26 protein-coding genes are annotated in these 26855 nt (G+C 58.1%); 3 read left to right on the top strand and 23 right to left on the bottom strand.

Annotated features, from left to right (window positions below; genetic code table 11):
- Positions 1–309 precede the first annotated feature (309 nt).
- Positions 310–1074 carry a Bax inhibitor-1/YccA family protein gene (locus EMQ_RS13295; RefSeq protein WP_010666797.1) on the bottom strand — a complete coding sequence of 255 codons (765 nt, stop codon included), beginning with the start codon at positions 1072–1074 and terminating at the stop codon, positions 310–312.
- Between the two features lie 565 nt (positions 1075–1639).
- Here EMQ_RS13295 and EMQ_RS13290 point away from each other — a divergent pair.
- Together EMQ_RS13290 and EMQ_RS13285 are read left to right on the top strand one after the other, a co-directional pair.
- Complete coding sequence (locus tag EMQ_RS13290) at positions 1640–3871, top strand: PQQ-dependent dehydrogenase, methanol/ethanol family (RefSeq protein WP_010666799.1); 2232 nt, start codon at positions 1640–1642, stop codon at positions 3869–3871.
- A gap of 57 nt (positions 3872–3928) precedes the next feature.
- Positions 3929–5359: a cytochrome c gene (locus EMQ_RS13285; protein ID WP_026200017.1), complete on the top strand. Its 1431-nt coding sequence runs from the start codon at positions 3929–3931 to the stop codon at positions 5357–5359.
- A 498-nt stretch (positions 5360–5857) separates the two neighbouring features.
- Here EMQ_RS13285 and argB read toward each other — a convergent pair whose 3' ends face one another.
- From argB to rpmH, 6 genes are all read right to left on the bottom strand, one after another.
- A complete protein-coding gene (gene argB / locus EMQ_RS13280; RefSeq protein WP_018307877.1) occupies positions 5858–6763 on the bottom strand; it encodes an acetylglutamate kinase in 906 nt (301 codons plus the stop codon).
- Between the two features lie 79 nt (positions 6764–6842).
- Positions 6843–7514: a ribosome biogenesis GTP-binding protein YihA/YsxC gene (yihA, locus tag EMQ_RS13275; protein ID WP_010667004.1), complete on the bottom strand. Its 672-nt coding sequence runs from the start codon at positions 7512–7514 to the stop codon at positions 6843–6845.
- 4 nt (positions 7515–7518) lie between these two features.
- Positions 7519–9258, bottom strand: coding sequence for a membrane protein insertase YidC (yidC, locus tag EMQ_RS13270; RefSeq protein WP_010667005.1), 1740 nt, complete (start codon positions 9256–9258; stop codon positions 7519–7521).
- A gap of 119 nt (positions 9259–9377) precedes the next feature.
- Positions 9378–9650 carry a membrane protein insertion efficiency factor YidD gene (gene yidD, locus EMQ_RS13265; protein WP_010667006.1) on the bottom strand — a complete coding sequence of 91 codons (273 nt, stop codon included), beginning with the start codon at positions 9648–9650 and terminating at the stop codon, positions 9378–9380.
- Positions 9647–9991 carry a ribonuclease P protein component gene (gene rnpA, locus EMQ_RS13260; RefSeq protein ID WP_010667007.1) on the bottom strand — a complete coding sequence of 115 codons (345 nt, stop codon included), beginning with the start codon at positions 9989–9991 and terminating at the stop codon, positions 9647–9649. Before rnpA ends, yidD begins: the two co-directional genes overlap by 4 nt.
- Before the next feature lie 47 nt (positions 9992–10038).
- Complete coding sequence (gene rpmH / locus EMQ_RS13255) at positions 10039–10173, bottom strand: 50S ribosomal protein L34 (RefSeq protein WP_010667008.1); 135 nt, start codon at positions 10171–10173, stop codon at positions 10039–10041.
- 169 nt (positions 10174–10342) lie between these two features.
- On the opposite strand from rpmH, the gene EMQ_RS13250 reads away from it, so the two are divergent.
- A complete protein-coding gene (locus EMQ_RS13250) occupies positions 10343–10714 on the top strand; it encodes a hypothetical protein (RefSeq protein ID WP_010667009.1) in 372 nt (123 codons plus the stop codon).
- A gap of 3 nt (positions 10715–10717) precedes the next feature.
- Here EMQ_RS13250 and gloA read toward each other — a convergent pair whose 3' ends face one another.
- The 16 genes from gloA to rnc all read right to left on the bottom strand — a co-directional run bounded on the left by gloA (position 10718) and on the right by rnc (position 26854).
- Complete coding sequence (gene gloA, locus EMQ_RS13245; protein ID WP_010667010.1) at positions 10718–11116, bottom strand: lactoylglutathione lyase; 399 nt, start codon at positions 11114–11116, stop codon at positions 10718–10720.
- Between the two features lie 64 nt (positions 11117–11180).
- A complete protein-coding gene (locus EMQ_RS13240) occupies positions 11181–12188 on the bottom strand; it encodes an acyltransferase family protein (protein ID WP_081470959.1) in 1008 nt (335 codons plus the stop codon).
- A 175-nt stretch (positions 12189–12363) separates the two neighbouring features.
- Complete coding sequence (locus EMQ_RS13235; RefSeq protein ID WP_010667013.1) at positions 12364–13194, bottom strand: LpxI family protein; 831 nt, start codon at positions 13192–13194, stop codon at positions 12364–12366.
- Positions 13195–13205: 11 nt separating this feature from the next.
- Complete coding sequence (lpxA, locus tag EMQ_RS13230; protein ID WP_048874180.1) at positions 13206–14081, bottom strand: acyl-ACP--UDP-N-acetylglucosamine O-acyltransferase; 876 nt, start codon at positions 14079–14081, stop codon at positions 13206–13208.
- A gap of 134 nt (positions 14082–14215) precedes the next feature.
- Positions 14216–14635 (bottom strand): 3-hydroxyacyl-ACP dehydratase FabZ, encoded by a 420-nt coding sequence (gene fabZ, locus EMQ_RS13225; RefSeq protein WP_031941497.1) that lies wholly within the window; start codon positions 14633–14635, stop codon positions 14216–14218.
- Between the two features lie 109 nt (positions 14636–14744).
- Positions 14745–15833: a UDP-3-O-(3-hydroxymyristoyl)glucosamine N-acyltransferase gene (gene lpxD, locus EMQ_RS13220; RefSeq protein ID WP_010667017.1), complete on the bottom strand. Its 1089-nt coding sequence runs from the start codon at positions 15831–15833 to the stop codon at positions 14745–14747.
- 24 nt (positions 15834–15857) lie between these two features.
- Complete coding sequence (locus EMQ_RS13215) at positions 15858–16763, bottom strand: OmpH family outer membrane protein (RefSeq protein WP_031941498.1); 906 nt, start codon at positions 16761–16763, stop codon at positions 15858–15860.
- 7 nt (positions 16764–16770) lie between these two features.
- Positions 16771–19203, bottom strand: coding sequence for an outer membrane protein assembly factor BamA (bamA, locus tag EMQ_RS13210; RefSeq protein ID WP_010667019.1), 2433 nt, complete (start codon positions 19201–19203; stop codon positions 16771–16773).
- Positions 19204–19454: 251 nt separating this feature from the next.
- Positions 19455–20564, bottom strand: a complete 1110-nt coding sequence (rseP, locus tag EMQ_RS13205; protein WP_010667020.1) for an RIP metalloprotease RseP — start codon at positions 20562–20564, stop codon at positions 19455–19457.
- Between the two features lie 48 nt (positions 20565–20612).
- Positions 20613–21770 carry a 1-deoxy-D-xylulose-5-phosphate reductoisomerase gene (dxr, locus tag EMQ_RS13200; protein WP_018307879.1) on the bottom strand — a complete coding sequence of 386 codons (1158 nt, stop codon included), beginning with the start codon at positions 21768–21770 and terminating at the stop codon, positions 20613–20615.
- A 72-nt stretch (positions 21771–21842) separates the two neighbouring features.
- Complete coding sequence (locus EMQ_RS13195) at positions 21843–22727, bottom strand: phosphatidate cytidylyltransferase (RefSeq protein ID WP_373278061.1); 885 nt, start codon at positions 22725–22727, stop codon at positions 21843–21845.
- Positions 22724–23488, bottom strand: a complete 765-nt coding sequence (gene uppS, locus EMQ_RS13190; protein ID WP_010668152.1) for a polyprenyl diphosphate synthase — start codon at positions 23486–23488, stop codon at positions 22724–22726. Before uppS ends, EMQ_RS13195 begins: the two co-directional genes overlap by 4 nt.
- 8 nt (positions 23489–23496) lie before the next feature.
- The gene (frr, locus tag EMQ_RS13185; RefSeq protein WP_048874179.1) at positions 23497–24018 is read right to left on the bottom strand and encodes a ribosome recycling factor; all 522 of its coding nucleotides are present in this window, start codon (positions 24016–24018) and stop codon (positions 23497–23499) included.
- Between the two features lie 126 nt (positions 24019–24144).
- On the bottom strand, positions 24145–24882 hold the full coding sequence (gene pyrH, locus EMQ_RS13180) for a UMP kinase (protein ID WP_010668150.1): 738 nt from the start codon (positions 24880–24882) through the stop codon (positions 24145–24147).
- A 329-nt stretch (positions 24883–25211) separates the two neighbouring features.
- Positions 25212–26111 carry a GTPase Era gene (gene era / locus EMQ_RS13175; RefSeq protein ID WP_010668149.1) on the bottom strand — a complete coding sequence of 300 codons (900 nt, stop codon included), beginning with the start codon at positions 26109–26111 and terminating at the stop codon, positions 25212–25214.
- The gene (gene rnc / locus EMQ_RS13170) at positions 26108–26854 is read right to left on the bottom strand and encodes a ribonuclease III (protein ID WP_010668148.1); all 747 of its coding nucleotides are present in this window, start codon (positions 26852–26854) and stop codon (positions 26108–26110) included. The genes era and rnc overlap by 4 nt, the downstream gene beginning before the upstream one ends.
- Position 26855: the final 1 nt, after the last annotated feature.

Here is a 26855-nt window from a genome sequence, read left to right as displayed (position 1 = left end):
CCGCTGTTTCCTGCCAAAAGCAGCCCTGATCACCCCAAAGATAACATCACGTAATATTTCAATATATTTCGTCACTATGGTGTCAGATCAATTTACCGCAACAAACCCGACCTTTCTCTCTTTTCCATTGCTTCACAGAATTGCCATTCTTCTCAAAAATTTTCGCATAAGTGTTATTTTTTTGGATATGCCATGCGTTACACGGGAAGGACACGCTCACTGGACGCGGACATTCCACGAGTCAAAAAAAAGCCCCGACCTCAGGAAGGCCGGGGCAGAGTCGCGCCAATCAGGAGAGGCAAAGCTGCCTCACTCACTGTTGCTGTTACGGGTTCCCATGAACTGCAACATGAACTGAAAGAGGTTGATGAAGTTCAGATAGAGGTTCAGCGCATCGTAAACCGAACGCTTCGCAGCCCCTTCCGGTCCTTCATAGTAAGCGAACTGCGGATAGGTGACCTTGATCCGCTGCGTATCGAAGGCCGTCAGTCCAATGAAGAGAAAGACACCCACTACACTGTAGACGAAGTAGAGAGCCGGACTACCGAGGAACATGTTCACCAGTCCAGCGATCAGAAGCCCGATCAGACCCATCATGAGGAAAGACTGGAAACGGATCAGATTGGCGCCAGTGGTGTATGCCCACAGGGACGTCGCCCCGAAGGTCGCTGACGTCACCAGAAAGACGCGCGCCACTGATACGCCGGTATACAGCAGCAGGATGCTGGAAAGACTGGCTCCCATCACCGCACAGAACAGCCAGAAGAGGGTCTGCACCGCTGATCGGGAAAGCCGGTTGACGCCGAACGACATCACCATGACGAAGCCCAGCGGCGCGATCATCGCGAGCCAGCCAAGTCCCGTTGGAGCAACCTGATAGCCCTGCACATGGAAGAACAGGGAACGCACGGAGGGTATCTCCGCGATCAGATAGGCAACAAGTGCGGTGAGCAACAAGCCTGAGGCCATCCAGTTATACACACGAAGCATATAAGCCCGCAGCCCTGCGTCCACAGTCGCTGACTGAGCTCCGGTGGCAAAAGGCGACGAACGAAAGTCGCGACTGAAGGACATAACCACTCCTTAAACTGTCAGATGACCTGACGGTGTACCTTATAATTGTGTACATCTATATATGTCTGCCGAAACGCTCTTCAAGAACACCGGCAGACTGCTTCCTGCCTTCATTATAGAGCATCGCCAAAGCAAAAGGCGACTCTTACAATCACTCCCGCTGACGATGTACCTCTGGAAAATATTACAGCGCCGCCATCGAAACGATTCTGCAGCATCCCGCCTTATGACCATCACCTTTCCGTGAGGCTGCATCAGACTTCTTTCCTTTCAGGATGGTCCATATTTTCCTGATTTCAGGCTTTTCCAGCACAAACAAAAACCAGGGTTCCTTCCGACATGGACCCGTCACAGCACAGGAAAGCGCAATTTTCTGTCCATTTTTTCATGTTATCAAATCGCATCATCCGTTGGAGCCATGAGGTTCCCCTTCATTTCACGCATAGGCCGTAATCAGATGACACGATTGACATCATTGGTTCATGTCGGCTGACTACGACACAACGGTAATTCCGCATTGATTTGCCGACTGAATCTGCAATCAGTGAGCATGAGGACTATAACTATGAGCCGTCCCTCAGCCGCCAGGAAGACTTCCTTTCTTGGCCTTCTCGCGGCAGGAACCATCCTGGCCGCGGCCCTGGGTCAGCCTACAGGCGCTGCACGCGCTGCTGACGATCAGGGAGCCACCGGAGAAGCGATCATCCACGCTGATGATCATCCGGAAAACTGGCTCTCCTATGGGCGAACCTACTCAGAGCAGCGCTACAGCCCGCTCGACCAGATCAATCGCCAGAATGTCGGCGATCTGAAGCTGGCCTGGTTCTACGACTTTGACTCCAACCGTGGTCAGGAGGGCACGCCCCTGATCATTGACGGCGTTCTTTACGCCTCCACCAACTGGTCCAAGGTCAAGGCCCTGAAGGCCGACACTGGTGAACTGCTATGGGCCTTTGATCCTAAAGTTCCCGGCAATGTCGCCGTCCGCGGCTGCTGTGACACCGTCAACCGCGGCATCGCCTACTGGAACGGCAAGATCTATGTCGGCACCTTCGACGGTCGTCTGATCGCGCTTGACGCCAAGACCGGCAAGGTCGTCTGGAGTGTCAACACGATTCCCAAGGACGCAGCTCTCGGCAAGCAGCGCTCCTATACGGTCGATGGCGCCCCGCGTATCGCCAAGGGCCGGGTCATCATCGGTAATGGCGGTTCCGAGTTCGGTGCCCGTGGTTTCGTTTCCGCGTTTGACGCCGAGACCGGCAAGCTGGACTGGCGCTTCTTCACCGTCCCGAACGCGAAGAACGAGCCTGATCATGCTGCGTCCGACAGCGTTCTGATGAACAAGGCCTACAAGACCTGGAGCCCAACCGGCGCATGGACACGACAGGGCGGTGGCGGCACCGTTTGGGATTCCATCGTCTATGACCCCGTCACAGACCTTGTGTATCTCGGCGTCGGTAACGGTTCTCCCTGGAACTACAAGTACCGCTCCAACGGTATCGGCGACAACCTGTTCCTCGGCAGCATCGTTGCGATCAAGCCTGAGACCGGTGAGTATGTCTGGCACTTTCAGGCAACGCCGATGGACGAATGGGATTACACCTCCGTCCAGCAGATTATGACGCTTGATCTGCCGATCAACGGTGAGACGCGCCATGTGGTCGTTCATGCTCCGAAGAACGGCTTCTTCTACGTCCTCGACGCGAAGACAGGCCAGTTTATTCAGGGCAAGAACTATGTCTACGAAAACTGGGCCTATGGCCTTGATCCCAAGACAGGTCGTCCGATCTTCAATCCTGAAGGTCTCTATACGCTGACCGGCAAGGACTGGTACGGTATTCCGGGTCCTCTGGGTGCGCATAACTTCATGGAAATGGCTTACAGCCCGCGCACACACCTGATCTATCTTCCGGCTCACCAGATCCCGTTCGGCTACAAGAATCAGTCAGGTGGCTTCAAGCCTCATCCTGATTCCTGGAACCTCGGTCTCGACATGACCAAGACCGGCCTGCCCGACACTCCTGAAGCCCGTGCGGCTTACATGCAGGATCTGAAAGGCTGGCTGCTGGCCTGGGATCCGGTCAAGTTGCAGGCGCAGTGGTCCATTGAGCGTGCAGGCGGCTGGGATGGCGGCGTTCTGGCAACGGGCGGCGATCTGGTCTTCCAGGGTCTCGCAACCGGTGAATTCCATGCTTATGACGCCACCAACGGCAAGGATCTGTTCAAATATGATCTGCAGAGCGGCATCATTGCAAATCCGGTGACCTACAGCGTCAACGGCAAGCAGTATGTTGCGATCGAAGTCGGCTGGGGCGGTATCTATCCGATCTCCATGGGCGGCATGAGCCGTACTGCTGGCTGGACGGTCAATCACTCTTACCTCGCGGTGTTCTCGCTCGACGGCAAGGCCAAGCTGCCGACCTGGAACAGCATCGGCTTCCTGCCGGTGAAACCACCGGCGCAGTTTGATGAGAAGCAAGTCGATAATGGCTACTTCCAGTATCAGACTTACTGCCAGACCTGCCATGGCGATAACGCCGAAGGTGGCGGCATGCTCCCGGATCTGCGCTGGTCCGGCGCCATCCGTCACAAGGACGCTTTCTACAACGTCGTGGGACGTGGTGCTCTGACGGCTTACGGCATGGATCGTTTCGACACGTCCATGACGCCTGACGAAATCGAGAGCATCCGGAACTACCTGATCAAACGTGCGACCGACACGTATGAGCGCGAGGTTGAGGCTCGGAAGAATCCGAACCAGATACCGACCGCTCCTGCGCTCGGTATCACCCCGTGAAATGGGAGACCGTGAAAAATGGCATCCTTCCAACACAAGCACCGCGGTGGTGAAACAATGATCAAAGGACTCAAAGCTGCGCTTGGCGCAGCCGTGGTCGGGCTTCTTGCGGGGACGGTGCTCAGCGCCGCCCCTGCCCTGGCGCAGAGCGCTGACAGCGATCTGGTGGCCAAGGGCGCTTATGTGGCGCGCCTTGGTGACTGCGTGGCCTGTCATACAGCCCTGCACGGCACGGCTTTTGCCGGTGGCCTCCAGATCAAGACCCCGATCGGCGCAATTTATTCGACGAACATCACGCCTGATCCCAAGACCGGTATCGGCAACTACACGCTGGAAGACTTCGACAAGGCCGTCCGCCACGGTATCCGCAAGGATGGCGCCGCCCTGTATCCGGCAATGCCCTATCCGTCCTTCGCCCGTATGTCGGAAGACGATATCAAGGCGCTGTACGCCTACTTCATGCATGGTGTAGCCCCGGTGGATCAGCCCGATAAACCGGCTGATATTTCCTGGCCCCTGTCCATGCGCTGGCCGCTCGCCCTCTGGGGCAAGATGTTCGCGCCAGCTCCGAAGGCGTTCACACCGGCTCCCGGCACGGATCCTGTCGTCGCTCGCGGTGAATATCTCGTCACGGGTCCGGGACATTGCGGCGCCTGCCATACGCCTCGTGGGTTCTCCATGCAGGAGAAGGCCTATGATGCAGGCGGTGGTGCAGACTTCCTTGGCGGTGGCGCACCGATCGACAACTGGATTGCCCCCAGCCTGCGTAGCGATCCTGTTCTGGGTCTCGGCCGCTGGTCGGAAGATGATCTGGTTCTGTTCCTGCGTTCGGGTCGTATCGATCACTCCGCAGCATTCGGCGGTATGGCCGACGTGGTGGCATGGAGCACCCAGTACTGGTCCGAGGACGATCTTCGTGCCACGGCAAAGTATCTGAAAAGTCTGCCGGAAGTGCCTAAAGCCAGGGGCGATTACACTTACGATCCGTCCACGGCTCAGGCTCTTGATGCTGGCAAGACAGCAGGCATGACCGGTGCCGATGTCTATGTGCAGCAGTGCGCCATCTGCCATCGCAACGACGGTGCAGCCGTAGACCGTATGTTCCCGCCGCTGGCTGGAAACCCTGTTGTCGTCTCTGAAAACCCGACCTCTGTCGCTCATATCGTGGCAGCCGGTGGCGTTCTTCCGCCGACCAACTGGGCTCCTTCAGCCGTCGCAATGCCGGGTTACCAGAAGATCCTGAACGATCAGCAGGTTGCTGACGTCGTGAACTTCATCCGGACCTCATGGGGTAACAAGGCTCCTGCCAACGCAACGGCATCTGACGTCGCCAAGCTGCGTCAGGCCAGCCAGTCTGTTCTGGATCGTCGTGCCTGGACGGATGAGCCAACCAGCACCTCCAGCTGGGGTCTGTTCGGTCCGCAGCCTTATGGTGAGGGATGGACATTCTCCCCGGACACGCATGCCGGTGTAGATAACCCGCAGTAAGTCTGGACACAGTCCTCGACCTGTTCGGGAAGCCACGGGGAGAAATCTCCGTGGCTTTTTTAATTTCATTTTCTGATAGATCGTTTGCACTCAAGCTCAGTCAGCGAGCCATGCGATCTCGCAAACGCCAACAACCTTCAATTTTGAAACCAGACTGATAGTTCCAGGTGAGTAGCTGGTTGGAGGGGCCGTTGTTCTGCTCAGCTAAGACCAGAGGTGGTGCTTGGATCCTGTTCAAAAACAGGGCTATTCACAAACCACCAGTAAAAATCGCCTGGTCCCGTCTGCCTGTTAAGAGCGCACATTAAAAACTATTTACAGTTTTTCTATTTGATCTGCGGCTGTTCTCACTGAGCATCACACACCCCACAAATCAACGGTCTCCTGTAAGCGCTGGCCAACAAAGGCCCTCTGTGTTTGCAAACTTCGCACACACCAACAAAAAAGGGCGTCCAAAAGACGCCCCTTCTCGTTTCAGCCCATTGAGAGTGAGAAAGATCAGTCAGCCCGGATCAATGTTCCTGAGCCCGCACGGGTGAACAGTTCCAGCAAACAGGCATGCGGTACACGGCCATTCACGATGACCGCCGCTTTTGCCCCCGCTTGCACGGCTTTCAGGCAGGTTTCCACCTTCGGGATCATGCCACCCGAGATCATGCCGGACGCAATGCCCTTGCGCGCTTCTTCAGCTGTGAGCTCAGAAATCAGCTTTCCATTCTCGTCCAGCACACCCGGCACATCCGTCAGCATCAGCAGACGCGAAGCATGAATGGCACCCGCAATCGCACCCGCCACGGAATCCGCATTGACGTTGAAGGTCTCACCATTATGCCCGCCTGCGACCGGCGCAATCACCGGAATGAGGCCCGAGCCCGAAAGAGCATAAAGCACCTGCGGGTTGATCTCGTCTGGGTCACCGACAAAACCAAGATCCAGCGTCTGCTCCGTCCCGGTAACGGGGTCTTTGACCTTACGCAGCAGCTTGCTGGCTTTCACCAACCCGCCATCCTTGCCCGAGACGCCTACTGCCAGCGCCCCCGCTTCATTGATGAGCGTCGCAACCCGTTTGTTGACAGAGCCGCACAGCACCATCTCCACGACATCAATTGCAGCCGCATCCGTGACACGGAACCCATCGATGAAAGAGGACTTTACCTGAAGGCGCTCAAGCATCTGGTTGATCTGCGGGCCGCCACCGTGAACAACCACCGGATTGATGCCCACCAGCTTCAGCAGGGCAATATCCTTGCCGAATGTCTGGGCCAGTTCCGGATCGCCCATGGCATGACCGCCATACTTCACGACGATGGTGTCGCCAGCATAACGGCGCAGGAAAGGCAGCGCTCCGGCAAGTGTTGCCGCCTGCTGCAAGGCGTCCGCCGTAGGAAGTCCCTGATCCGTCATTTCAACTCCACATGTCCTGAAAACATGGCCCAGTCCAGCGGGGCCGGAGAAGTCGGGATTGCGGAACCCCGACACTCATTCAGTTCTGCACCGGTTCCGCAAAGGCCGCAATTTCTGCCCGCAGTTCCGGGATACCGAGCCCCGTCTGACTGCTTGTCCGCAACACCAGCGGATGAGCGGCAGGGTGACGGCTCACCTCTTCCACCACTTCCCTGTAGCGGGCTTCCTCGGCTTTTGGCTTCACATCATCGCACTTCGTCAGCACGACCTGAAAATTGATGGCCGCCTTGTCGAACATATCCATCACGTCACGATCGGACGCTTTTGTCTCGATCCGGGCATCCAGCAACAGGATCACACGCCGCAGATTGGGACGACCACGGAGATAATCAAACATCATCCCCTGCCAGTCTTCCTTCACGGCCTTGGCCGCCTTGGCGAAGCCATAGCCCGGCATGTCCACCAGAACGAGCTGACCATCAAGATCGAAGAAGTTGAGCTGCTTTGTCCGGCCCGGCTCGGAGGAAGCTCTGGCCAGACTTTTACGGCCCGTCAGTGCATTGATCAGACTCGATTTTCCAACGTTCGAGCGTCCGGCAAACGCCACTTCCGGCGCAGCCGGGTCCGGCAACTGACCGATCTGCTGGGCACCGTAAAAGAACTCGCAGGGTCCGGCGAACAGAAGTCGTCCGGCCTCAAGCTGCTCGGGTGACAGCTTGAGAGAGGCAGAGAAATCCTGTTCACCGCTCATTGCTTCAGCCTTTCTTTCCGCGTGGCTTGGCTGGCGGAATGATCTCCGGCTCGTTCTTCTTCCGGGCGTGCAGCTTCATGATCGTGTACTGCTGCGCCATCGTCAGCAGGTTGTTCCAGCAATAGTAGATCACCAGACCGACCGGCTGCCGCGCCATGAAGAAGGTGAAGATGAACGGCATCATGATGAAGACGGGCTTCTGCGCCGGATCGACGGTCGCAGGATTGATCCGCTGCATCAGCCAGATGGTGATGCCATACAGGATCGGCCATGCGCCAAGAAGCAGCCACGAGGAAACAAGCGTCGGATCGAAAGGCAGCAGACCGAACAGGTTGAAGATATTGGTCGGGTCCGGTGCCGAAAGGTCATGGATCCAGCCTACGAATGGTGCGTGCCGCATCTCGATGGTGACGTAGAGCACCTTATACAGACACCAGAAGACCGGAGCCTGAATCAGGAGAGGCAGACAGCCGCTGGCCGGATTCACGCCTTCCTTCTTGTAGAGCTGCATGACCTGCTGGTTCATCTGAACCGGATCATCCTTGTAACGCTCCCGCAGTTCCTTCATGCGCGGCGCAATGTCGCGCATCGCCGCTGCCGAACGGAATCCCTTGGACGCCAGCGGGAAGAACACCGCCTTGACGATCAGCGTGAAGGTCAGGAGAGCAAGACCGAAGTTACCGAAGAACTGATAGAGCCAGTCAAGAACGAAGAACACCGGACGTGTCAGGAAGGCGAACCAGCCGAAATCGACAGCTTTCCAGAAGTCCGGAATGTTCATCTCATGCTGGTAACGCTCCAGGAGACGAACTTCCTTGGCTCCGGCAAACACATGCGAAGTCGTCTGGATTTCTGCATTAGGTGCAGCGACCAGCGGCTTCTGCCCAGTGAACCCGACCTGATACGCGCCAGCGGACGTATCAAAGCCATAGGTGCCACCGACCTCTTCCTTCTGGTCTGGGACCACGGCTGCCAGCCAGTATTTGTCGGTGATACCGGCCCAGCCACCTGTACCAGCCTTCGACCATGACACGAAGTTTGGCGCCGTGGAGCCATCACGAAGCGATTTGTAGGACTCTTCGCCCAGCTTTCCGTCGATCACGGAAATCGGACCTTCATGCACCAGCATGCCGCCTGTCTCGACCGGCGTGTATCCCCGAACCACACGGGAGAACGGCACCAGTGATACAGCAGCGCCAGTCGTGTTGCGAACCTTCTGTGTGACCGTAAACATGTAGTCACGGTCCACGGCAAGGTCGATTTCAAACGTCAGGCCGCCACCGTTATCCCATGTCAGAACAACAGGCGCATCGGAGCCAAGCTTGGGAGCCGAGGTCGTCCACAGCGTATGGGAGTCAGGAAGCTTGATGGTCTGGTCGGGAGAGCCATACCAGCCGAACTCGACGTAGGTCGGCTCTTTCTCGTTACGCGCTTCCAGCACGCGAACAAGCGGACTGTCAGGTTTGACAGTCTCGTGGTAGCCGCGAAGAACCAAATCATCGAGGCGTGCCCCCCGAAGATTGACGGACCCCACCACATCCACGGCATCAATCGGCAGACGGGACGGCGTTTCCTCGCGATCCGTGACTTTCGGCTGATCGTTCTCTGTGGGGGGAGCCGTTATGGCTGTGGTTTTGCCCTGTATCGCCGATGAGGTTTTGTGTTCCTCCGGCATGAAATAGTCAAAACCGATCAGTACCAGCGCCGACAGAACGGTCGCCAATATAACACGTCTGATATCCATACCGACCGGCTGGCCTCTCTCACTTCGTGAAAACATTTCCGGGCAACCAGCATGGCTCCCGGCACAATTAGCGGTATCTCATAGCGGAATTGCGCTCGATTGCCAGATGCTCAGGCAAACTATGTTCGGATTTTGACAGAATTCCGGGCCTGCGCAGGGGGAGGAACCGGGTCATATCCACCCGCCGTCCACGGGTTGCAGCGCATAATCCGCCTGAAAGTAAGCCACAGCCCCCTGAAGGGACCATGAGTCTGCACAGCTTCGACACCGTAACAGCTACAGGAAGGATGAAACCGGCAGTTCGGTCCCATCACCGGACGCATGGCGATCTGCCAGAAACGCATGCAGGCGACAATCATGCCTGAAAGCAGTCTGGTACTGCCCTGCTTCATCTTAGAACGTCTGTTTTACGGAGAGCTTTGCGGAGATCTTCAACAAGATCAGGAAAGGCGCGACGCCCGGTTCCATCACGACCGATCAGGACGAGATCAACACCGATCAGGGAGGTTTCCCGTTCCACGACGAGAAGCGCTTCTTTCAGACGTCTGCGGATACGATTCCGGACGACTGAATTACCGACTTTTTTAGTGACTGTGAAACCAACACGGGCAACATCATCGTCCTCACGACGAAGTGCCTGAAGAACCAGCCCCGGCATCGGCGCTTTGCGGGCTTTTGCCGCAACAGCCAGAAACTGGGGCCGTTTTTTCAGACGAATCGAGCGCTGGTGCATAAGCATGTCCTCCGCGCTGATCCGTCACATAACCTGAGGCAGAGACCTCAGGCTGACAGGCGCTTGCGGCCCTTGGAACGACGGTTCGCAAGAATACGACGGCCACCGACCGTTTCGGTGCGTGCACGGAAACCGTGGCGGCGCTTACGGACCAGCTTGGAAGGTTGATACGTGCGCTTCACGGCGGCACTCCCTTAAAATTCTCAGACTCGATTTCGCAAAAGACAAAACCGGAGTCATTCCGTGTCTTGTCTGGATCGCGGGCTTATAGTCATGTGGGGCTGTAACGTCAACATTATACAGTGGGTGCTTGCGGTCCGACGCTGACCGTTTTCCCGCCAGGAGACAGAATTGTCCCGCTCCCTCCCCGCTCTTTCCGTTTTTCTTCTTGTGCTCGCCTGCGGCCTGATTTCCCTGTTTGTGCCTTTACCGCTGGCCGCAAGGATTCTTCTGAGCCTGGCGGGGGCGCTCATCGCAACGGGCGCTTTTCTCTGCCTACCCTCATCGCCTGTTGCCAGCGTGTCAGTCAGTGAAAAGGCCACGCAATCAGCACCGGAAATTTCTCACCAGTTACGGCATGATCTGCGCGGGATGATTTCTCCCGCCATGCTGGCGGCTGACCAGCTCTCTCTCAGCTCGGATGAAGCCACCAGAACGAGAGCCGAACAGATTCTCTCGGCTCTTGATCGTATAGCGGAACGCCTGAAGACAACGAAGACCTGACTATCAGGCCAGTTCAGGCTTCTGGATGAGTTCGATCTTGTAGCCGTCGGGATCTTCCACAAACGCAATGACTGATGTGCCGAATTTCACCGGCCCGGCCTCACGTGTGACCTTGCCACCTCCGACTCTGACCGTTTCAACGGCTGCAGCGACGTCGGGCACACCGATGGCGAGGTGACCGAAGCCGGTGCCGATGTCATATCCCACGTCTTCACCCCAGTTATAGGTCAGTTCAACTTCGGCCTGACCTTCCGCATTGCCCGCGAAACCTATGAAGACCAGAGTGTATTTTCCCTCAGGCACATCCCGTCTGCGAAGCTCATGCATCCCCAGCAACTTGTAGAACGCCAGACTCGCCTCAAGATTTTTTGTGCGGATCATGGTGTGCAGATATGTTCCCATGGTCGGTTCTCCTGCCTGATTTGGAAGCTTTTTGCCAAGTCACTCCATCATGGGCACGACCACTTCATCGCAGAGCAAGGAAGCGGGCAATCCGGATTTTTTCCAGCCCAAGATATAAGACATAAGACCCTGCCACACCGACCAGAGTGCCGCAAATCAATGCGGGGACAGCCGCGTACACATGCATCTGGTGCAATATCCTGGGCACTAAAGCCAGTACAAGAATATGCAGCAGATAGATGGCGAGTGAAGCCTGTCCCAGGCGCGCCAGTCCGGATGCAAGAAAAGACAATGATGCGTTGTGCAGGAGTGCACGACTCAGGAACGCCAGACCAAGAAGACCAAGAAAAGCGACCGGCAACATGATGAACTGGACGGGTCGTCCCACATGCCCCTCAAACATTGCGTAGGCGAGCCCCCCATAGACCACTAGAATGCCTGTGCTCCACAAGCCTGCCCGCCTGACAGTCGGCAGCGCAGGCAAACCTCTCTCAGCCAGCAAAAGACCAACATAGAAAAATGGTGTCTGAACAATAATATCAAGGACGATTTTGGGCAGCATGGCTGAAGGCACAAAGACCACAGCAAGGTCCACAACGAGACTAAGCGCCAGAATAGCGACAGGATAACGCCACAGCAGAACAGCACCGATCTGCATGAAAAACAGAGCGTAAAGAAACCACAGAACACTGATGGGCTGCCAACCGATCAACAGAATCTGATGCCAGGCCACCATATGATGCACGTGTGTCAGAGAAGACATCACATGCCCCACAAAACAATAAATAATCGACCACAAGCAGTATGGCCAGACTATATTTGAAACTCTACTCTTAAGGAATATTGATTTCTTTCTTTTGCTCAAGGAAACAAAAGTAAAATATCCTGAAACAAAGAAAAATACAGGCATATGCACTGCATAAACAATAAAATCGAGGAACTGCAAACTCGCCGGAGCAATGGCCATCGTTTCCATCTGGCCTCTGTTCGCATGACCCAGAACAACCAGAATGATGGCTATTCCACGAATGATATCGACCGATATATCGCGACCAGCATGAACCGAAGTCATTTTGACTGAATCCTGGGGCAAGGCCGTATAATCCTTAATAAAAATTAAATTATATATTACATAATGTATTGTGTTTCCATGCAAAAATCACTCAATGAAATATGGTAAATTCTTGTGAAAACGATAATTCATAATCAAAATTTTCAGTATACTTAATTGGCGCGAGGTAAATCCCTCAAACACCAAACAAAAACAAACCTGCCTTGTCCGCCGCCACAATACAGGCCTTCGGATCCGTCAACAGGGTTGCGCCAGCCTCGAACGCTATCCCGACAAGACCTGCCTGAGCCGCTTCCTCAATGGTTCTGGGGCCAATCGTCGGCATATCGGCACGGCGTTCCTGGCCTGGCTTGCACAGCTTTATCAGCACCCCCCCCTCACCGGGCTGGCGACACTGACCGGCACGCTTCAGCATGGCGTCAGTGCCTTCCATGGCTTCAACAGCCAGCACAACACCGTTCTGAACGACGCATCCCTGCCCTATATCCAGCTTCCCCAGTTCCCGAACCACTTCGACACCGCGTTCGATATCAGAGAGAGCCATGCCATCAGGCTCATGACGTCCAAGAGAGCCCTTACGCCCCAAAGATTGGGACAGGAATTCATGAGCTCCCCGGACGGTGAACCCTTCCTCTCCAAGTATTCTGACAAGCGAACCCAGAAGTCCGTCATCACCGGCGAAAAGCGCTCGCCCAAGACGCGCAAGGATACGGGCGCCTTCAGTGTCCGGACGAAGATCACGAAAGGAAGGCCGGCGGACTGGGCCAATCAGAACGATGTCGCCACAATCATGCTTGCGCAGTTCGGAAAGGATGGTGCCCGCAGCCGCAAGACGCACATAGGCATGAGGCCAAGGCTCGACAACGGCAGGTTCCGCAAAATCCTGAAAGGCGACGATGAAAACATCCCGCCCTTGGGCAGCGGCAGCGGCGGCCACCTGTCCGGGCAATGGACCGCCACCCGCGAGGATACCAACGCAACGTCGTGATGCGTCAGAAACACTCATCGCCTGATGCCTTAACCGACTTCAGTTTCACTCGTGGAGAAATCACTTGTCGCGATGCGCACGAGTCCACGACGCGAGGGTGCATCAATAAAGGCAAGAATTTCAGCAATCCGCGGATCATCCGAGAACTGCGCTTTTACCTGCTCAAGGCGGGCGGCAAAGACATCACCCTGACCATCCCGCGGATATAGCAGCCTGAAGGCCTGCCGCATGCGGTGCCGCTCTTCCAGCTTCACCCCATGACGACGCAGCCAGATCCAGTGCAGCCCGACCAGACGTGCCCGGTTTCCCAGTACACTGCCGTAAGGAATGACATCTGCCTCAACTCCCGCAACACCGCCAACCAGCGCCGCGCGACCAATCCGGACAAACTGATGGATTGCAGCAGAACCCATCACGCGAGCATCATCCGCAATGGAAACGTGGCCACCCATCACCACATTGTTGACGATGATCACGCGGTCACCCAGCGTGCAGTCATGGGCGACATGGGCGTTGGCCATGATCAGACAGTCGGACCCAACACGGGTCAAGCCACTTCCAGTCGCCGTGCCCCGATGGATCGTGACGTGCTCACGCACCACCGTGCGGTCGCCGATCTCGCAGCGGGTCGGTTCCCCGTTATATTTGAGATCCTGGGGCGCTAGCCCCACGGTCGTGAACGGATAATAACGTGAGTTTTCACCCAGACGCGTGTGGCCATCCACGATGACATTGGCCACCATCTCCACACCGTCTCCGACCTCGACATCGGGGCCGATTGAACACCATGGGCCAATCCGTACGCCTTTACCCAGTCTTGCTTCCGGAGCAATGATCGCCGTGGGATGGATGCCTTCGGGAAACGACTCAAGACCTCGAGAGAGGCCTGCTTCCTTAATTTTCATCGCTTCAGCCAGAGCTGCCTCCATTGCCGCCATTTCCCGTATCCACGTCAATTACGGCAATTCGTGGACCGGCAGAATCATTATCAGGAAGTCTGGCTTCAGATGGAAGTCAAACACCCTGCCCCAGACCGCTCCTATTCCATGATCATGGCGCTGAATGTAGCCTCCGCCACTGCCACGCCTTCCACACGCGCCACGCCCTTGAACTTCCATACGTTCGCCCGCTGCCGCTCTTTCTCGACATGAATGCGCAACTGATCGCCCGGACCAACAGGACGACGGAATTTCGCGTTCTCGATCGTCATGAAATAGACCAGTTTGCCCTCGAACGCCTTGCCAAGCGTCAACACCACAAGCGTCGCTGCGGTCTGGGCCATGGCTTCGACAATCAGCACACCCGGCATCACTGGCCGGGCCGGAAAATGCCCCTGGAAAAAAGGCTCATTAACGGAGACATTCTTCACACCGACGGCCGATGCACCCAACTCGACATCAACCATGCGATCAATCAGCAGGAACGGATAGCGATGAGGAATCGCCTCCATGATCCGCATGACATCCACGGCTTCAATATGGGTCGACTCCTTTGCGGGAGCCTGCGTTTCAGGTTTCTGATCCACGTCTCTCAAACCATTCCCAATGCGCTTGCTGCGCCAGTTCCTGTCACTCTTCCCCGCTACCGGGTTTCTTTGACAGCTTTCTTAGCGTCGCCACATTCCGGAAAAACTCGCGGAAAGGCATCGCAGGACTGCCAATAACGTCGGCACCGGCCTCAACATCCGACATGACACCACACTGTGCGCCAATCCGGGCTTTCGCGCCGATCCTGATATGGCCGATCAGACCGGCCTGGGCCGCGACTGTCACGAAATCACCCAGTTCGGTCGAACCGGAGATACCCGCCTGCGACACCACGATGCAGCATTTGCCGAGGCGGGTGTTGTGACCAATCTGAACAAGATTGTCGAGGCGCGAACCTGCGCCAATCACCGTGTCCTGCACCGAACCACGGTCAATTGTCGAATTCGCCCCAATCTCCACGTCATGCTCAAGCACGACGCGTCCAAGCTGCGGCACGCTTTCAAAGCCCGCGGGACCGACGGCAAAACCAAAACCGTCCTGCCCGATCCGCGCACCGGGAAACAGGATCACCCTGTCACCAAGTGTCGCATGCGACACGACAACCTGCGGGCCAATCCGGCAGTCCCTGCCAATGGTCACCCCATCCCCGATAACGGCATGGGGGCCGATGATGGTTCCCTCACCGATTTCGACACCGTCTCCAATCACCACGAAAGGTCCGATTTCACAGGAGGACGGCACAACAGCGCCTTCTCCGATGATGGCGCTTGCATGGCGGCCCGGTTTCGCGGGCGGAACCGGATGGAACATCCGCGCCACGCGCGACCACGCGAGGTAAGGGGTGGAAGAAACAATCGCCGCACTGGTTGCAGGCACCCGCTTCGCAAATGCAGGCCCAACGATAATCAACCCGGCAGCGGTAGCATCAAGCAGCGGTACATAACGTCGGTTATCAAGAAAACTGACCTCGGTCGCCCCTGCTGACTGAAGAGGACCAATTCCAACATAACGGCGTCCTGTTTCTGCGCCTTCACGGGGAGGGACGAATTCCCCTCCCGCCGCTTCAGCCAGTTCTTCGCCGGAAAACGGACCGCTGCGGGTAAAAAAGCGGGCATTGGCCACACCCGCTCCCTTTTGATCCCCCAACGCAGTTTCAGGATTACGCACCATTATGTCAGACCACCTTCTGTCCGGTCACTTCTGTGCCGGAGCAGCTGATGGCGCAGGCGCGGCTGCCTGACTGCTCGTCGGAGCCGGACCCGGCGGGGGAGAGGCTGTCGTCGGCATCTTGCCGGACTTGGCCAGCACTTCCGGATCCTCGTTTGCTGCCGGGATATAGACTTTCGGCAGAACCACGTTCAGCTGCTTGGCAACCTCATTGGTGACGTCCTGACCATCCACATGCAGGGCGACCTGCTCGCTATGCAGCACCAGATTCATGCCGTGGCTGCCCGCGACCTGCTGGATCACCTGCACAAGCTCGCGCTCAATCTGTCCCAGAGCCACCTGAGCGGCTTCCTGGATCACACGGTTACGGTCACGGAACTGACGCTGCGCCCGCATGACTTTCGACTGGAGGGCGCGCTCCTGCGACTGGATCTGGTCAGCCGTCATGCTCTTGGCGTTGCTCTGCAGCTTCTGCTGCTCTTCACGCCAGCCAGCCTGCGCATGCTGTGCGTCACGTGCCAGCTCGTCACGGCGACCACCGAGTTCACGCTCGACCTGCTGTCCAGCCAGAGACTGACGCATGACGTCCGCAACGCTGATCATGCCGATAACGGCGGCTGGCGGCGGCGCGGCCTTCGGCAGTGCAGGCGCAGGAGGAATGGCAGGCTGCGGCAGAACCGGAGGCGGACGGGATGAGTTGTCACCATCATCACCGCCACCGTTGCCGCTACCGTCATCATCCGCTGGCTGCGGCATCGGGCGACTGGCATGCGAGGGCGCATGAGCCGGAGGAGGCGGAACCGGATGCGCCGCCTTCGGCACGAACCAGCCGCCACCGCCAGCCGACTGGGCGAACGCATCGCCGGAGATCATTCCACCGGCGGCAAGCAACATCGAAGAGGCCAGAACAGCGGCCCGTGAGAAACGAATCATCATCACCTCAGAATTGCTGGCCGAAGCCAAAGCGCAGAAGCTGCGTGCGGTCATTGTAGCTGCGACGGATCGGCACGCCGCAATCGATATTCAGCAGACCGAAAGGACTTTTCCAGGAAATACCGGCACCGGCGCTGACACGCGGCGTCAGGGTGTCACCACTCACGCCCTGATACAAGGAGCCATCTTTTTCGGGATTGGTCAGGCGGCGACGAACGCGCAGACCTGCCAGACTACCGGTATCAACAAAGGCGCGGCCACGAAGCCCCATGGAAGACGCATAGGGGATCGGGAAGTGAACCGTAACCGATCCCGTATAGATGAAGCGGCCACCAAGCATGTCCTCGCCAGCCCTGTTTGCGCCTACCGGAGTATCCTGACCAATGGCGCGAGGTCCGACACCACCATCCCAGAAGCCTCGCAGATTGTTGCCACCGAGATAGAAGTTATCGATGATCCAGTCCTTGCCATGACCCCAGTCGGTCATGAAGCCGGTGCCCCCCTTGAATTCGACGGTCCAGTCATGATTGTTCATGAGATCGTCAAGCGGCAGGTAGTAGGCGGCGTCGAACTTCCCACGCAGATAGCGGGCATCACCCCCCAGACCGGCGACATCGCCACCCAGACGGAGGATGAAGCCCTTGTGCGGCAGCATACGCCGGTCACGGGTATCATACTGCAGTACGGTTCCAAGCTGCGAGAGCAGTGAGTGACCCTGGTTATCCAGAATATACTGGGACGAATGATCCCAGACACCGGAAACGCCACGTTCCATCAGCGAGTAGTTGAACGACTGCGACAGATGGTTGGTATAGGCGTAGCCCATACGCAGCGTGATACCGTAACGGCTTTCAGAGTAGTTCTGATACGTCTGGTAGTGGTTGTTGATGTAGAACAGATCCGCACCGACCACGAGGTTACGGTTCATGAAGTACGGATCGGTAATCGAGGCATCAACCTGACGCTCGTAATAGGCCATGGTGCCGGAAATACCGGCGTCAATGCCCGTGCCGAGCAGGTTATGCTGCTTCAGGCCGATATTGCCGATTACGCCAACGTCGGTGGAGTAACCGCCACCAAGGGAGAATTCACCCGTCGGTTTTTCCACGACGCCAGTGGAAACATTGACCTTGTCCGGCGCAGATCCCTGCCCCTGATTGATCGTAACCGTCTTGAAGTAGCCCAGATCCTCAAGGGACTGCTTGGCGTATTTCTTGAGGACCGGTGTGTACGGGTCACCCTCGGACATCGGCATTTGGCGACGGATGACATTGTCACGCGTGACGGTGTTTCCGTTGATGTCGAGCCGCTCGACATACATCCGCGGGCCTTCGCTCACGTCAAACAGCAGATTGACGACCTGTTTTTCCGGGTTGCGGGCAATCTCGGGACGGACCATCGCGAAGGGATTCCCTTCACTCTGCAGGCTCTCTTCCATGTTGGTCACGTTCTGCTGGACCGCGTTTCCGTCGTACCACTGGTTTGGATACACCTCGACATACTTACGCAGCTTCACGGCCGGCATATGTCTCAGGCTGGAACGGATATCGATCTTGCCCAGACGGTAGCGCGGTCCTTCCTTGATCGTGAACGTCACGAAGAAGGACTTGCGATCAGGTGACATTTCGCCGGTCGCATTGACCATCTGGAAATCGACAAAGCCGTTGGCGAGGTAATAGCGACGCAGCAGCTCCGCATCGTACCGCAGCCGCTCCGGGTTATACTGGTCAGCGGAAGAGAAGAACCGGTACCAGGCCGTTTCCTTGGAAGAGACCACACTGGCAAGCTGCGCTTCGCTGAAATGTCTGTTTCCGACGAATGTAATGCGCTTGATCAGTGTCTGGGGGCCTTCATTGACCTGAAAGACCACATCGACACGATTATGCGCCAGCTTGATCAGCTGGGGCGTCACTTCGGCGCCGTAACGGGCCTTCTGGGCATAAACCTCAAGAATCTTCTGCCGATCGGATGTCGCCGCCTCGGCTGTGAAGACCGCACGGGGACGCAGGCCGACCACCTTGCGAAGATCTTCATCCTTCGCCGCGTGATTGCCCTCAAAGACGATCCTGTTGACGATCGGGTTTTCGACGACCTGCACCTGCAGCATGTTGCCGGACCGGTGCAGCGTCACATCCTTGAAAAGACCCGTTGCGTAGAGAGTCTTCAACGAACGGTCGAGATCATCCTGATTGAAGGTGTCACCAGGACGCGCAACCATATAGGACAGAACCGTACTGGTCTCGATACGGTCATTGCCGCGGACCTCAATCTCCTCAATACGCTGATTGCGGGAAATCACATCGTCGCCGACCGTCTGCCGTGACGCTGCCGGATGCTGATGCACCGGCATGAACTGGGCGGACGCCTTTTGGGATAACAGGGCGGGCAGCAGGCACACCGATGCAAGCAGAGCCGAACGTTTACTCTTCAACACCAGCACCCTTTCCGTCCTGAATTGTCACCATCAAGGCAGCCTTTCCGAACCGTCACTTTCAGGGAAACAGGAACCTGCGCCATCTGCACGGCTTCCTCCCCTGGGACACAGCTTTGCGTCCATCATGGGACTATCCGAACTTCCGGTCATCCCGCAAGCCAGTGATGCCGGTTTTCCGCATTATGCAAAAGGTTTTTTTAATAAACCCTGCCGCAGGACACTGGGAGCGCCTCCATGGGCGCTCCGAAAGAGCCGTCTTATCCCGCCAGAGAGGACAGCCACCTGAAAAGACCAAAACTGGAAAGGTCGTTGAAGGTGGAAAACAGGAACAGTCCGGCCAGCAGGGCAAATCCTGCCTGAAAACCCAGCTCCTGTATCTTTTTTGGCACTGGACGGCCTCGAATCGCTTCCACCAGATAGAACACCAGACGGCCTCCATCCAGAATCGGCACCGGGAACAGATTGATCAGTCCCAGATTGACCGAAAGCAGCGCCATGAAGGACAGCAGACTGGCAAAGCCATACTGCGCGACCTGACCGGACATCTGCGCGATACGGAGCGGCCCACCAAGATCACGCGCCGTGTGCTGGCCGGTGATGATCTGGATCAGCCCATCCAACGTCTGCACGGTCGTCATCCAGGTCGCCTTCGCCCCGCTGACAACAGCCTTTGGAAAGGACTGAGGCGCTCCCGGCGTCGAGGCAAACTCGATGCCGAGCTGGCCGATCGGCTTGGCCTGCGCTGAAGATGGCTTCACCGTGCCCAGTGTCACCGGCAGGGAGAGATCTTCCGCACCACGCTTGATGTGAATGGTTGTCTGCTGTCCCGGTTCGGAAGCAACCTGCTTCTGGATCGCGGCGACATCGGAGCTGTTCAGATCGCCCAGACCGAGGATGGTGTCGCCGATTTTCAGACCGGCAGTCGCGGCGGCGCTTCCGGCCTTTACGCCAGCGACTTCATTGCGCGGAATGGGCTGGCCGCAGGTCGCAAACAGCAGCACGAACAGCACGAATGCCAGCACGAAATTGAAGACCGGTCCGGCGAGGATAATGATCGCCCGCGACAGGACAGGCTTGTCATGGAAGGTCCGTCCCGGCTCCCAGGCCGCCTTCTGCTCGTCGGTCGCCTCATCGGGGCCTTCAAACCCATGCGGCTTGACGAAACCACCTAGCGGAATCGGCCCTACACGCCACTCGGTCCCGGCCTTGTCCGTCCAGCGGACCAGCGGCGGACCGAAGCCGATGGAGAAAGTCTCGACCTTAACCCCGCGCCAGCGTGCGGCGAGGTAATGACCAAGCTCATGGATGAAGACCAGAACGCCGAGAACGACGCAGAACGCCAGAATCGTCCGGATCAGGTCATGCATGGGTCATACTCCTTTGCACACGCATCGCGGCGTGAGTTTCACGGCGGCTCAGGCGGCCCGCTTCAGGACACGCTCTTCCGCCGCACGGCGCGCTTCCGCGTCCCAGTGAAGGACCGCGTCCAGATCATTGATGGCCGGAGCGCCGAGAGCCGTCATGACCGCCTCGACAATACGGGGAATATCGAGAAAGCCGATACGGTTGTTCAGGAAGGCCTCGACCGCAACCTCGTTCGCGGCGGAAAGGATGGTGGATGCCGCCCCTCCGTCACGCAACGCCTGTCGCGCAAGACGCAGCGCCGGAAAGCGCACTGGGTCCGGAGCTTCGAACACCAGCGTCCCGAAAGTCGCCAGATCCAGACGGGGAGAGGTCGTTGCCATACGCTTCGGCCACGCAAGGCAGTGCGCAATGGGAATACGCATGTCGGCAGAACCCATCTGGGCGATCAGACTGCCGTCTGTGTATTGCACCATACCGTGCACGACCGACTGCGGATGCACCAGCACGTCAATCCGGTCTTCGGTCAGTCCGAAAATCCGCGCCGCTTCGATGACTTCCAGCCCCTTGTTGAACATGGAGGCGGAATCGATGCTGATTTTAGCACCCATGGTCCATGTCGGATGCTTCAGCGCCTGCGCGGGTGAGGCTGCTTCCATCTGTTCCAGCGTGGATGTACGGAACGGGCCACCCGATGCAGTCAGGATGATCTTCTCAACCTGATCTTCCTGCCGGTCCGCCATGGCCTGAAATACGGCGTTATGTTCGGAATCGACGGGCAGCAACGTCGCACCGGCGTCCTTGACGGCGCGCAGCATGACATCACCAGCACAGACCAGCGCTTCCTTGTTGGCCAGCGCCACGGTGCGGCCATTCTTCACGGCGGCAAGGGTCGGCTCCAGACCGGCGGCACCTGTAATCGCCGCCATGGTCCAGTCAGCGGGAACACCCGCCGCTTCGATAACGGCGGCACGACCGCCACTGGCCTTCACATCGGTTCCGGCAAGCAGGGATTTCAGTTCCGGCAGCAGAGCCTCGTCCGCAATCACGGCCTGCTCCGCACGCAGCGCCTTCGCCTGCTCGGCCAGCAGCGAGACATTCCGGCCACCGACCAGAACCCGCACCGCGACTTCGTCACCCGACTGATGCAGGAGATCGACCGTCGAGCAGCCGATGCTTCCCGTGCATCCCAGAACCGTTACTGTCTTCATCACCGCCTCATCTTACCCGCTTTATCCAGAAAAAACGACAGGGCTCCATGAAGAAGCCCTGTCATACTTCCGTCAGCGTCCCATCATCCGCATCAGAGCGGCGAAAATGTCGCCCACTCCAACAGTCCAGAAACCCGCACCCTGCTGTGCCGCGAGAGACAGCAAGGCTGCCAATGGCGCAACCGCCAGCAGCGCATCAAAACGATCGAGCAGTCCGCCATGCCCCGGCAACAGCGTGCCGGAGTCTTTTACGCCACGCCTGCGTTTTACAGCACTTTCGATCAGATCGCCTGTCTGGGCCACTATTCCCAGAAGCACGGCCCATCCCGCGCTCCTGAGCAGCACGGAAGAGAGCGGCAAACCACCATTTTTGTTGGACATCCACGCCAGCAACATACCCGCCAGCATGGCGCCCGCCAGACCGCCCACAGCGCCTGAGCGTGTTTTTCCCGGAGAAATGGACGGAGCCAGCTTCGGGCCACCGACAAGACGTCCCACCAGATAGGCTGAGGAATCGCTGGCCACGACCAGAGCAATGACGAACACAACCGACCATATGCCGGTATCGACACCAAGACGCAGCCACAGCAGCGAAGCGCCCGCCGCGACAATGATCGCGTTACCACACCACAGGGCCGGGCCGAATATGAAAGCGCTCATGGGAAAGGCGACAAGCTGAGTCCAGCGGCCTGCATAAGCCACGATCCCGGCGCACAGGGCCCATCCCAGATACAGCACACCGCGCCATGACCGCGTTGACAGTCCAAACAGTCCGGCCAGTTCAGAGGCCAGCCCGCACATGGTCAGAATGATGAGGCCGCCATAGATCACGCCACCCGCGCCGATTGCCGTGGCGGCCACGATGATGAGCACTGCCGCGGAAATAAGGCGTGGTCTGAGATCCTGCCAGTTCGAACCTTTAGCCGATCCGCTCGGCGGAGAAACAGGACTGCTCACGCCGGACGCGCACCAAAGCGACGTTCCCGGCGGGCATAGATCTCCAGCACCTGCATGAAGCTGGCTTCATTGAAGTCTGGCCAGAGCTGATCAAGGAAAACCAGTTCGGCGTAGGCACTCTGCCAGAGCAGGAAATTGGAAAGCCGGTGCTCTCCGCTCGTACGGACAATGACATCCGGATCGGGGATACCCGCCGTCAGCAGATGGCGTGACATGACGTCTTCATCAATCGAATCGGGATCGATTTCGCCCCGCTGCGCTGCCCGCGCCAGCGCCTTCGCAGCCTGCACGATTTCGCTACGCCCACCATAGGACAGGGCGAGCAGCAGGGTCAGTCCCGTATTGTGCGCCGTCAGTCGCTCGGCCCGCTCAAGCTCATCACAGAGATCGGGGCCGAAACGGTGCACTTCACCGACAAACAGGATGCGCACCTGCTGGCTATGCAGTTCCGCCACCTTGTGACGAAGATAGAAGCGGAGCAGCCCCTTCAGATCCGAGACTTCATCCGGACCACGCCGCCAGTTTTCTGATGAAAACGCATAGAGCGTCAGATATTCAAGCCCCTGCGCCCGCGCAGCCTTCAGGCAACGGGTGACAGCCTCGGCTCCGGCGCGATGACCGGCGATGCGCGGCAGCCCACGAGAGGCGGCCCATCGTCCGTTACCATCCATGATGATCGCAACATGCCGGGGGATCGCACCGTCCGAAGACGCTCCGATCGTCGCCGGGCCTGTTGTCGCCGTTGCCAGAGGAAGAGGCATCCCTGAGATCAGACCTGCTTGATCTCGCGCTCTTTTTCAGAAAGCGCCTCGTCGATTTTCTTCACATACTGGTCGGTGAGCTTCTGGATCGCATCCGACCAGGTCTTCACATCGTCCTCGCTGATCTCGCCTTTTTTCTCGAAACCCTTGGTCTTGTCCATGCCGTCACGGCGGACACCACGCACGGCAATCTTGGCGCCTTCGGAATACCGACCAGCGGCTTTGGCCAGCTCGTTACGGCGTTCTTCAGTCAACTGGGGGATCGGCACGCGGATGGTCTGGCCTTCGCCCGCCGGGTTGAGACCGAGACCAGAATCACGGATAGCTTTTTCCACCAGACCCGCCAACGAACGGTCCCAGACCTGAACCGTCAGCATCCGCGCTTCCGGAGCCGCGATCGTCGCCACCTGCGTCAGCGGCACCTCACCACCATAAGCCTCGACACGCACCGGCTCCAGCAGGGCCGCATTGGCGCGTCCTGAACGCAGACCGGCGAAATCACGACGCAGGCTGTCGAGCGCACCCTCCATACGGCGTGTCAGATCTTCAGTAAGCGTGTCCAGTTCAGCCACGGTGGCTCTCCCCTCAACAGACCGGCGGCAATGATCCGCACGCCGGTTCAAACATGAATGATTGATGAACGTCTTTGCGCTGTATCAACCGGCTTCTTCAATCCGTGTAAATGGCCCCTCGCCCCTCAGCACACGCTGGAACGCACCCGCTTCGTGAATATTGAAGACAATGATCGGCAGTCTGTTCTCACGGGCGAGGCTGATGGCCGCGGCATCCATGACATTGAGATCGCGTGACAGAACTTCAAGATAGGTCAGGCTCTCATAGCGCTTGGCATCCGGATTCTTGCGGGGATCGGAGTCATAGACGCCGTCCACCTGCGTGCCCTTCAGCAGAATGTCGCAGTCCATCTCGGCGGCGCGCAGGGCCGCGGCCGTATCCGTTGTGAAGAACGGGTTGCCCGTGCCGGCGGCGAAGATCACCACACGACCTTTTTCCATGTGGCGGACAGCGCGACGACGGATATAAGGCTCGGCGATCGAGGACATGTGAATGGCGGACATGACCCGGGTCGGGATGCCTTCCCGCTCCAGAGCGTTCTGCACCATCAGTGCGTTGATGACGGTGGCCAGCATCCCGGCGTAATCGCCCTGCGCACGATCCATGCCGCGTGCTGCGGCTGTCAGTCCACGGAAGATGTTGCCACCTCCGACGACGAGGCAGACCTGAATGCCACTCTGTGCGACAGCAGCGACGTCAGCGGCGATCCGGTCGACCGTCTGGGCGTCAACGCCATACTGGCCGGTGCCCATCAACGCCTCACCGGAGATTTTCAGGAGCGCACGACGCGGCGTGGCGGGGCCTTCAGCGGTGATGTTCATGGTACCTCAATGCGCGGATAATTCGGATGGTCTCTCCACGTCCCTCAACATCCTGCCGGACGAGCTGACATGGAACCCGAGGCCACGTCATATCGTCCGATGGCGTGTATCACAAGAACAGACGTAAATATCCCTATAAAATTCAGGTTTAAACACCAGAGGCAGTTCTGGAAGAAAGCCTGCCTCTCCCTTCCTACGATCCGGGTTTATGTCTTTTCAGGGTTTTGCCCAAACCTCACCAAGGGACACCGCCCCTTGGTCCCGACTTATCCAATCAAGGGTTCGAGACCTTTTCGGAACGAAAAACCTGCAATACTCCTGAGCAAGCCTCAGGCGTTATCATCCAGCCCGATGGCCCGCAGACGCGCCCGCTCCTCATCCCAGCCTGCACGCTCCTTCACATTGAGGAACAGATGACAGGGCCGATCCAGCAGGTCAGCCAGCTGAAGCCGCGCCTTGAGGCCGATTTCACGAATGCGACGACCACGTTCGCCAATCAGGATCGCCTTGTGGCTCGCTCGGCCAACATAGACGGTGACATCGATCCGGACGGACCCATCCGGACGCTCGACGAAACTTTCGGTCTCGACCGTGGCGCCGTACGGCACTTCCTCATGCGTCTGCAGAAAGATCTGCTCACGCACCAGTTCCGCCGCCAGCAACCGGTCCGGCAGATCGGTCATGTCGTCTTCCGGATAAAGGAACGGGCCGAGCGGCAGGGACTCCGCCAGACGATCGAGAAGATCATCCACTCCGTTCCCTGTGCGGGCGCTGATCATGAAGACGTGCTCGACCGGAATCATCTCGGCAACCGCCGCCGTCAGAGGCAGCAGGGATTGCGGCGTCACCAGATCGGTCTTGTTCAGCACCAGCCAGACACGTCGTCCGGCCTTGGCCAACTGTTCGATCACAGCCGTCGTCGCGTCATCCAGTCCGGACTTCGCGTCGATCAGCAGCAGCGTGACGTCGGCATCCTCGGAGCCTGACCATGCTGCCGCCACCATGGCGCGGTCGAGTTTACGTTTCGGACGGAAGATACCCGGCGTATCAACGATCAGGATCTGGGTGGCATGCCGGATCAGGATGCCGAGCACCCGGAAGCGCGTTGTCTGCGCCTTGGGGCTGACGATCGACAGCTTCGCGCCCGCCATACGGTTCAGCAGGGTCGACTTCCCTGCATTCGGCGCCCCGACCAGCGCGGCGAACCCGCACCGTGTCTCTTCTGTCATTTCCGTCCTGCTCCCGGTGCAGTGTTAAATCTTTCCAGCAGATTGGCCGCGGCGGCGCTTTCGGCTGCCCGCTTGCTACCCGCCTCTCCTTCGCCGATCATACCGGCGGCGTGAACTTCCACGACAAAGCAGGGGGCATGTGATGGCCCGTCTGCGCTGACCACCTCATAGGCGGGCAGAGCCAGCCCACGCGCCAGCACCCATTCCTGCAAGGCCGTCTTGGGGTCTTTCGGCGGTCTGGCCTGCGCAATGATGGCCTTGTCCCACCACTGCCGGACCAGTTTACGCGGTGGCTCCAGTCCGCCGTCCAGATACAGCGCCCCCAGAATGGCTTCCAGCGCATCGGCCAGCACGTTCGCCGTACCGCGAATCCCGGCCTTGTCCTCGTGCTCGGCGACGTCCAGAGCTTCGGGCAAACCCAGTTCCTGCGCCACTTGCGCCAGCGCGGTACGCGACACAAGATGGGCATGACGCGAACCCAGCGCGCCTTCCTGCTCGTCCGGATAGCGCTCCAGCAACCACTCCGCCATCAGCAGGCCAAGCACCCGGTCGCCGATAAATTCAAGCCGTTCGTTTGAGCCCGCGCCTTTGGTCTGACTTTTCCCACCGCTTTTGCCTGGGCGCTTCCCGGTACGCCGCTGATGCGCGGCGGAACGATGGGTGAGCGCCTCGCCCAGCAGTTTCGCGCTGGTGAACCGATAACCAATCCGCTGCTGCAGGCTGTCGAGTACGGTCTGTTCCACA

Origin of the sequence: Acetobacter aceti NBRC 14818 (genome assembly GCF_000193495.2) — a bacterium.
GTDB lineage: Bacteria > Pseudomonadota > Alphaproteobacteria > Acetobacterales > Acetobacteraceae > Acetobacter > Acetobacter aceti.
This window is presented reverse-complemented; position numbering and strand designations above follow the sequence as displayed.

Excerpts from the sequence above, each read along its gene's own strand:
- EMQ_RS13295 (WP_010666797.1), bottom strand. The coding sequence starts at position 1,074 with ATGTCCTTCAGTCGCGACTTTCGTTCGTCGCCTTTTGCCACCGGAGCT.
- EMQ_RS13290 (WP_010666799.1), top strand. The coding sequence starts at position 1,640 with ATGAGCCGTCCCTCAGCCGCCAGGAAGACTTCCTTTCTTGGCCTTCTC.
- EMQ_RS13285 (WP_026200017.1), top strand. The coding sequence starts at position 3,929 with ATGATCAAAGGACTCAAAGCTGCGCTTGGCGCAGCCGTGGTCGGGCTT.
- argB (WP_018307877.1), bottom strand. The coding sequence starts at position 6,763 with ATGACGGATCAGGGACTTCCTACGGCGGACGCCTTGCAGCAGGCGGCA.
- yihA (WP_010667004.1), bottom strand. The coding sequence starts at position 7,514 with ATGAGCGGTGAACAGGATTTCTCTGCCTCTCTCAAGCTGTCACCCGAG.
- yidC (WP_010667005.1), bottom strand. The coding sequence starts at position 9,258 with ATGGATATCAGACGTGTTATATTGGCGACCGTTCTGTCGGCGCTGGTA.
- yidD (WP_010667006.1), bottom strand. The coding sequence starts at position 9,650 with ATGAAGCAGGGCAGTACCAGACTGCTTTCAGGCATGATTGTCGCCTGC.
- rnpA (WP_010667007.1), bottom strand. The coding sequence starts at position 9,991 with ATGCACCAGCGCTCGATTCGTCTGAAAAAACGGCCCCAGTTTCTGGCT.
- gloA (WP_010667010.1), bottom strand. The coding sequence starts at position 11,116 with ATGGGAACATATCTGCACACCATGATCCGCACAAAAAATCTTGAGGCG.
- EMQ_RS13240 (WP_081470959.1), bottom strand. The coding sequence starts at position 12,188 with ATGACTTCGGTTCATGCTGGTCGCGATATATCGGTCGATATCATTCGT.
- EMQ_RS13235 (WP_010667013.1), bottom strand. The coding sequence starts at position 13,194 with ATGAGTGTTTCTGACGCATCACGACGTTGCGTTGGTATCCTCGCGGGT.
- lpxA (WP_048874180.1), bottom strand. The coding sequence starts at position 14,081 with ATGAAAATTAAGGAAGCAGGCCTCTCTCGAGGTCTTGAGTCGTTTCCC.
- fabZ (WP_031941497.1), bottom strand. The coding sequence starts at position 14,635 with ATGCGGATCATGGAGGCGATTCCTCATCGCTATCCGTTCCTGCTGATT.
- lpxD (WP_010667017.1), bottom strand. The coding sequence starts at position 15,833 with ATGGTGCGTAATCCTGAAACTGCGTTGGGGGATCAAAAGGGAGCGGGT.
- EMQ_RS13215 (WP_031941498.1), bottom strand. The coding sequence starts at position 16,763 with ATGATTCGTTTCTCACGGGCCGCTGTTCTGGCCTCTTCGATGTTGCTT.
- rseP (WP_010667020.1), bottom strand. The coding sequence starts at position 20,564 with ATGCATGACCTGATCCGGACGATTCTGGCGTTCTGCGTCGTTCTCGGC.
- dxr (WP_018307879.1), bottom strand. The coding sequence starts at position 21,770 with ATGAAGACAGTAACGGTTCTGGGATGCACGGGAAGCATCGGCTGCTCG.
- uppS (WP_010668152.1), bottom strand. The coding sequence starts at position 23,488 with ATGCCTCTTCCTCTGGCAACGGCGACAACAGGCCCGGCGACGATCGGA.
- frr (WP_048874179.1), bottom strand. The coding sequence starts at position 24,018 with ATGGAGGGTGCGCTCGACAGCCTGCGTCGTGATTTCGCCGGTCTGCGT.
- pyrH (WP_010668150.1), bottom strand. The coding sequence starts at position 24,882 with ATGAACATCACCGCTGAAGGCCCCGCCACGCCGCGTCGTGCGCTCCTG.
- era (WP_010668149.1), bottom strand. The coding sequence starts at position 26,111 with ATGACAGAAGAGACACGGTGCGGGTTCGCCGCGCTGGTCGGGGCGCCG.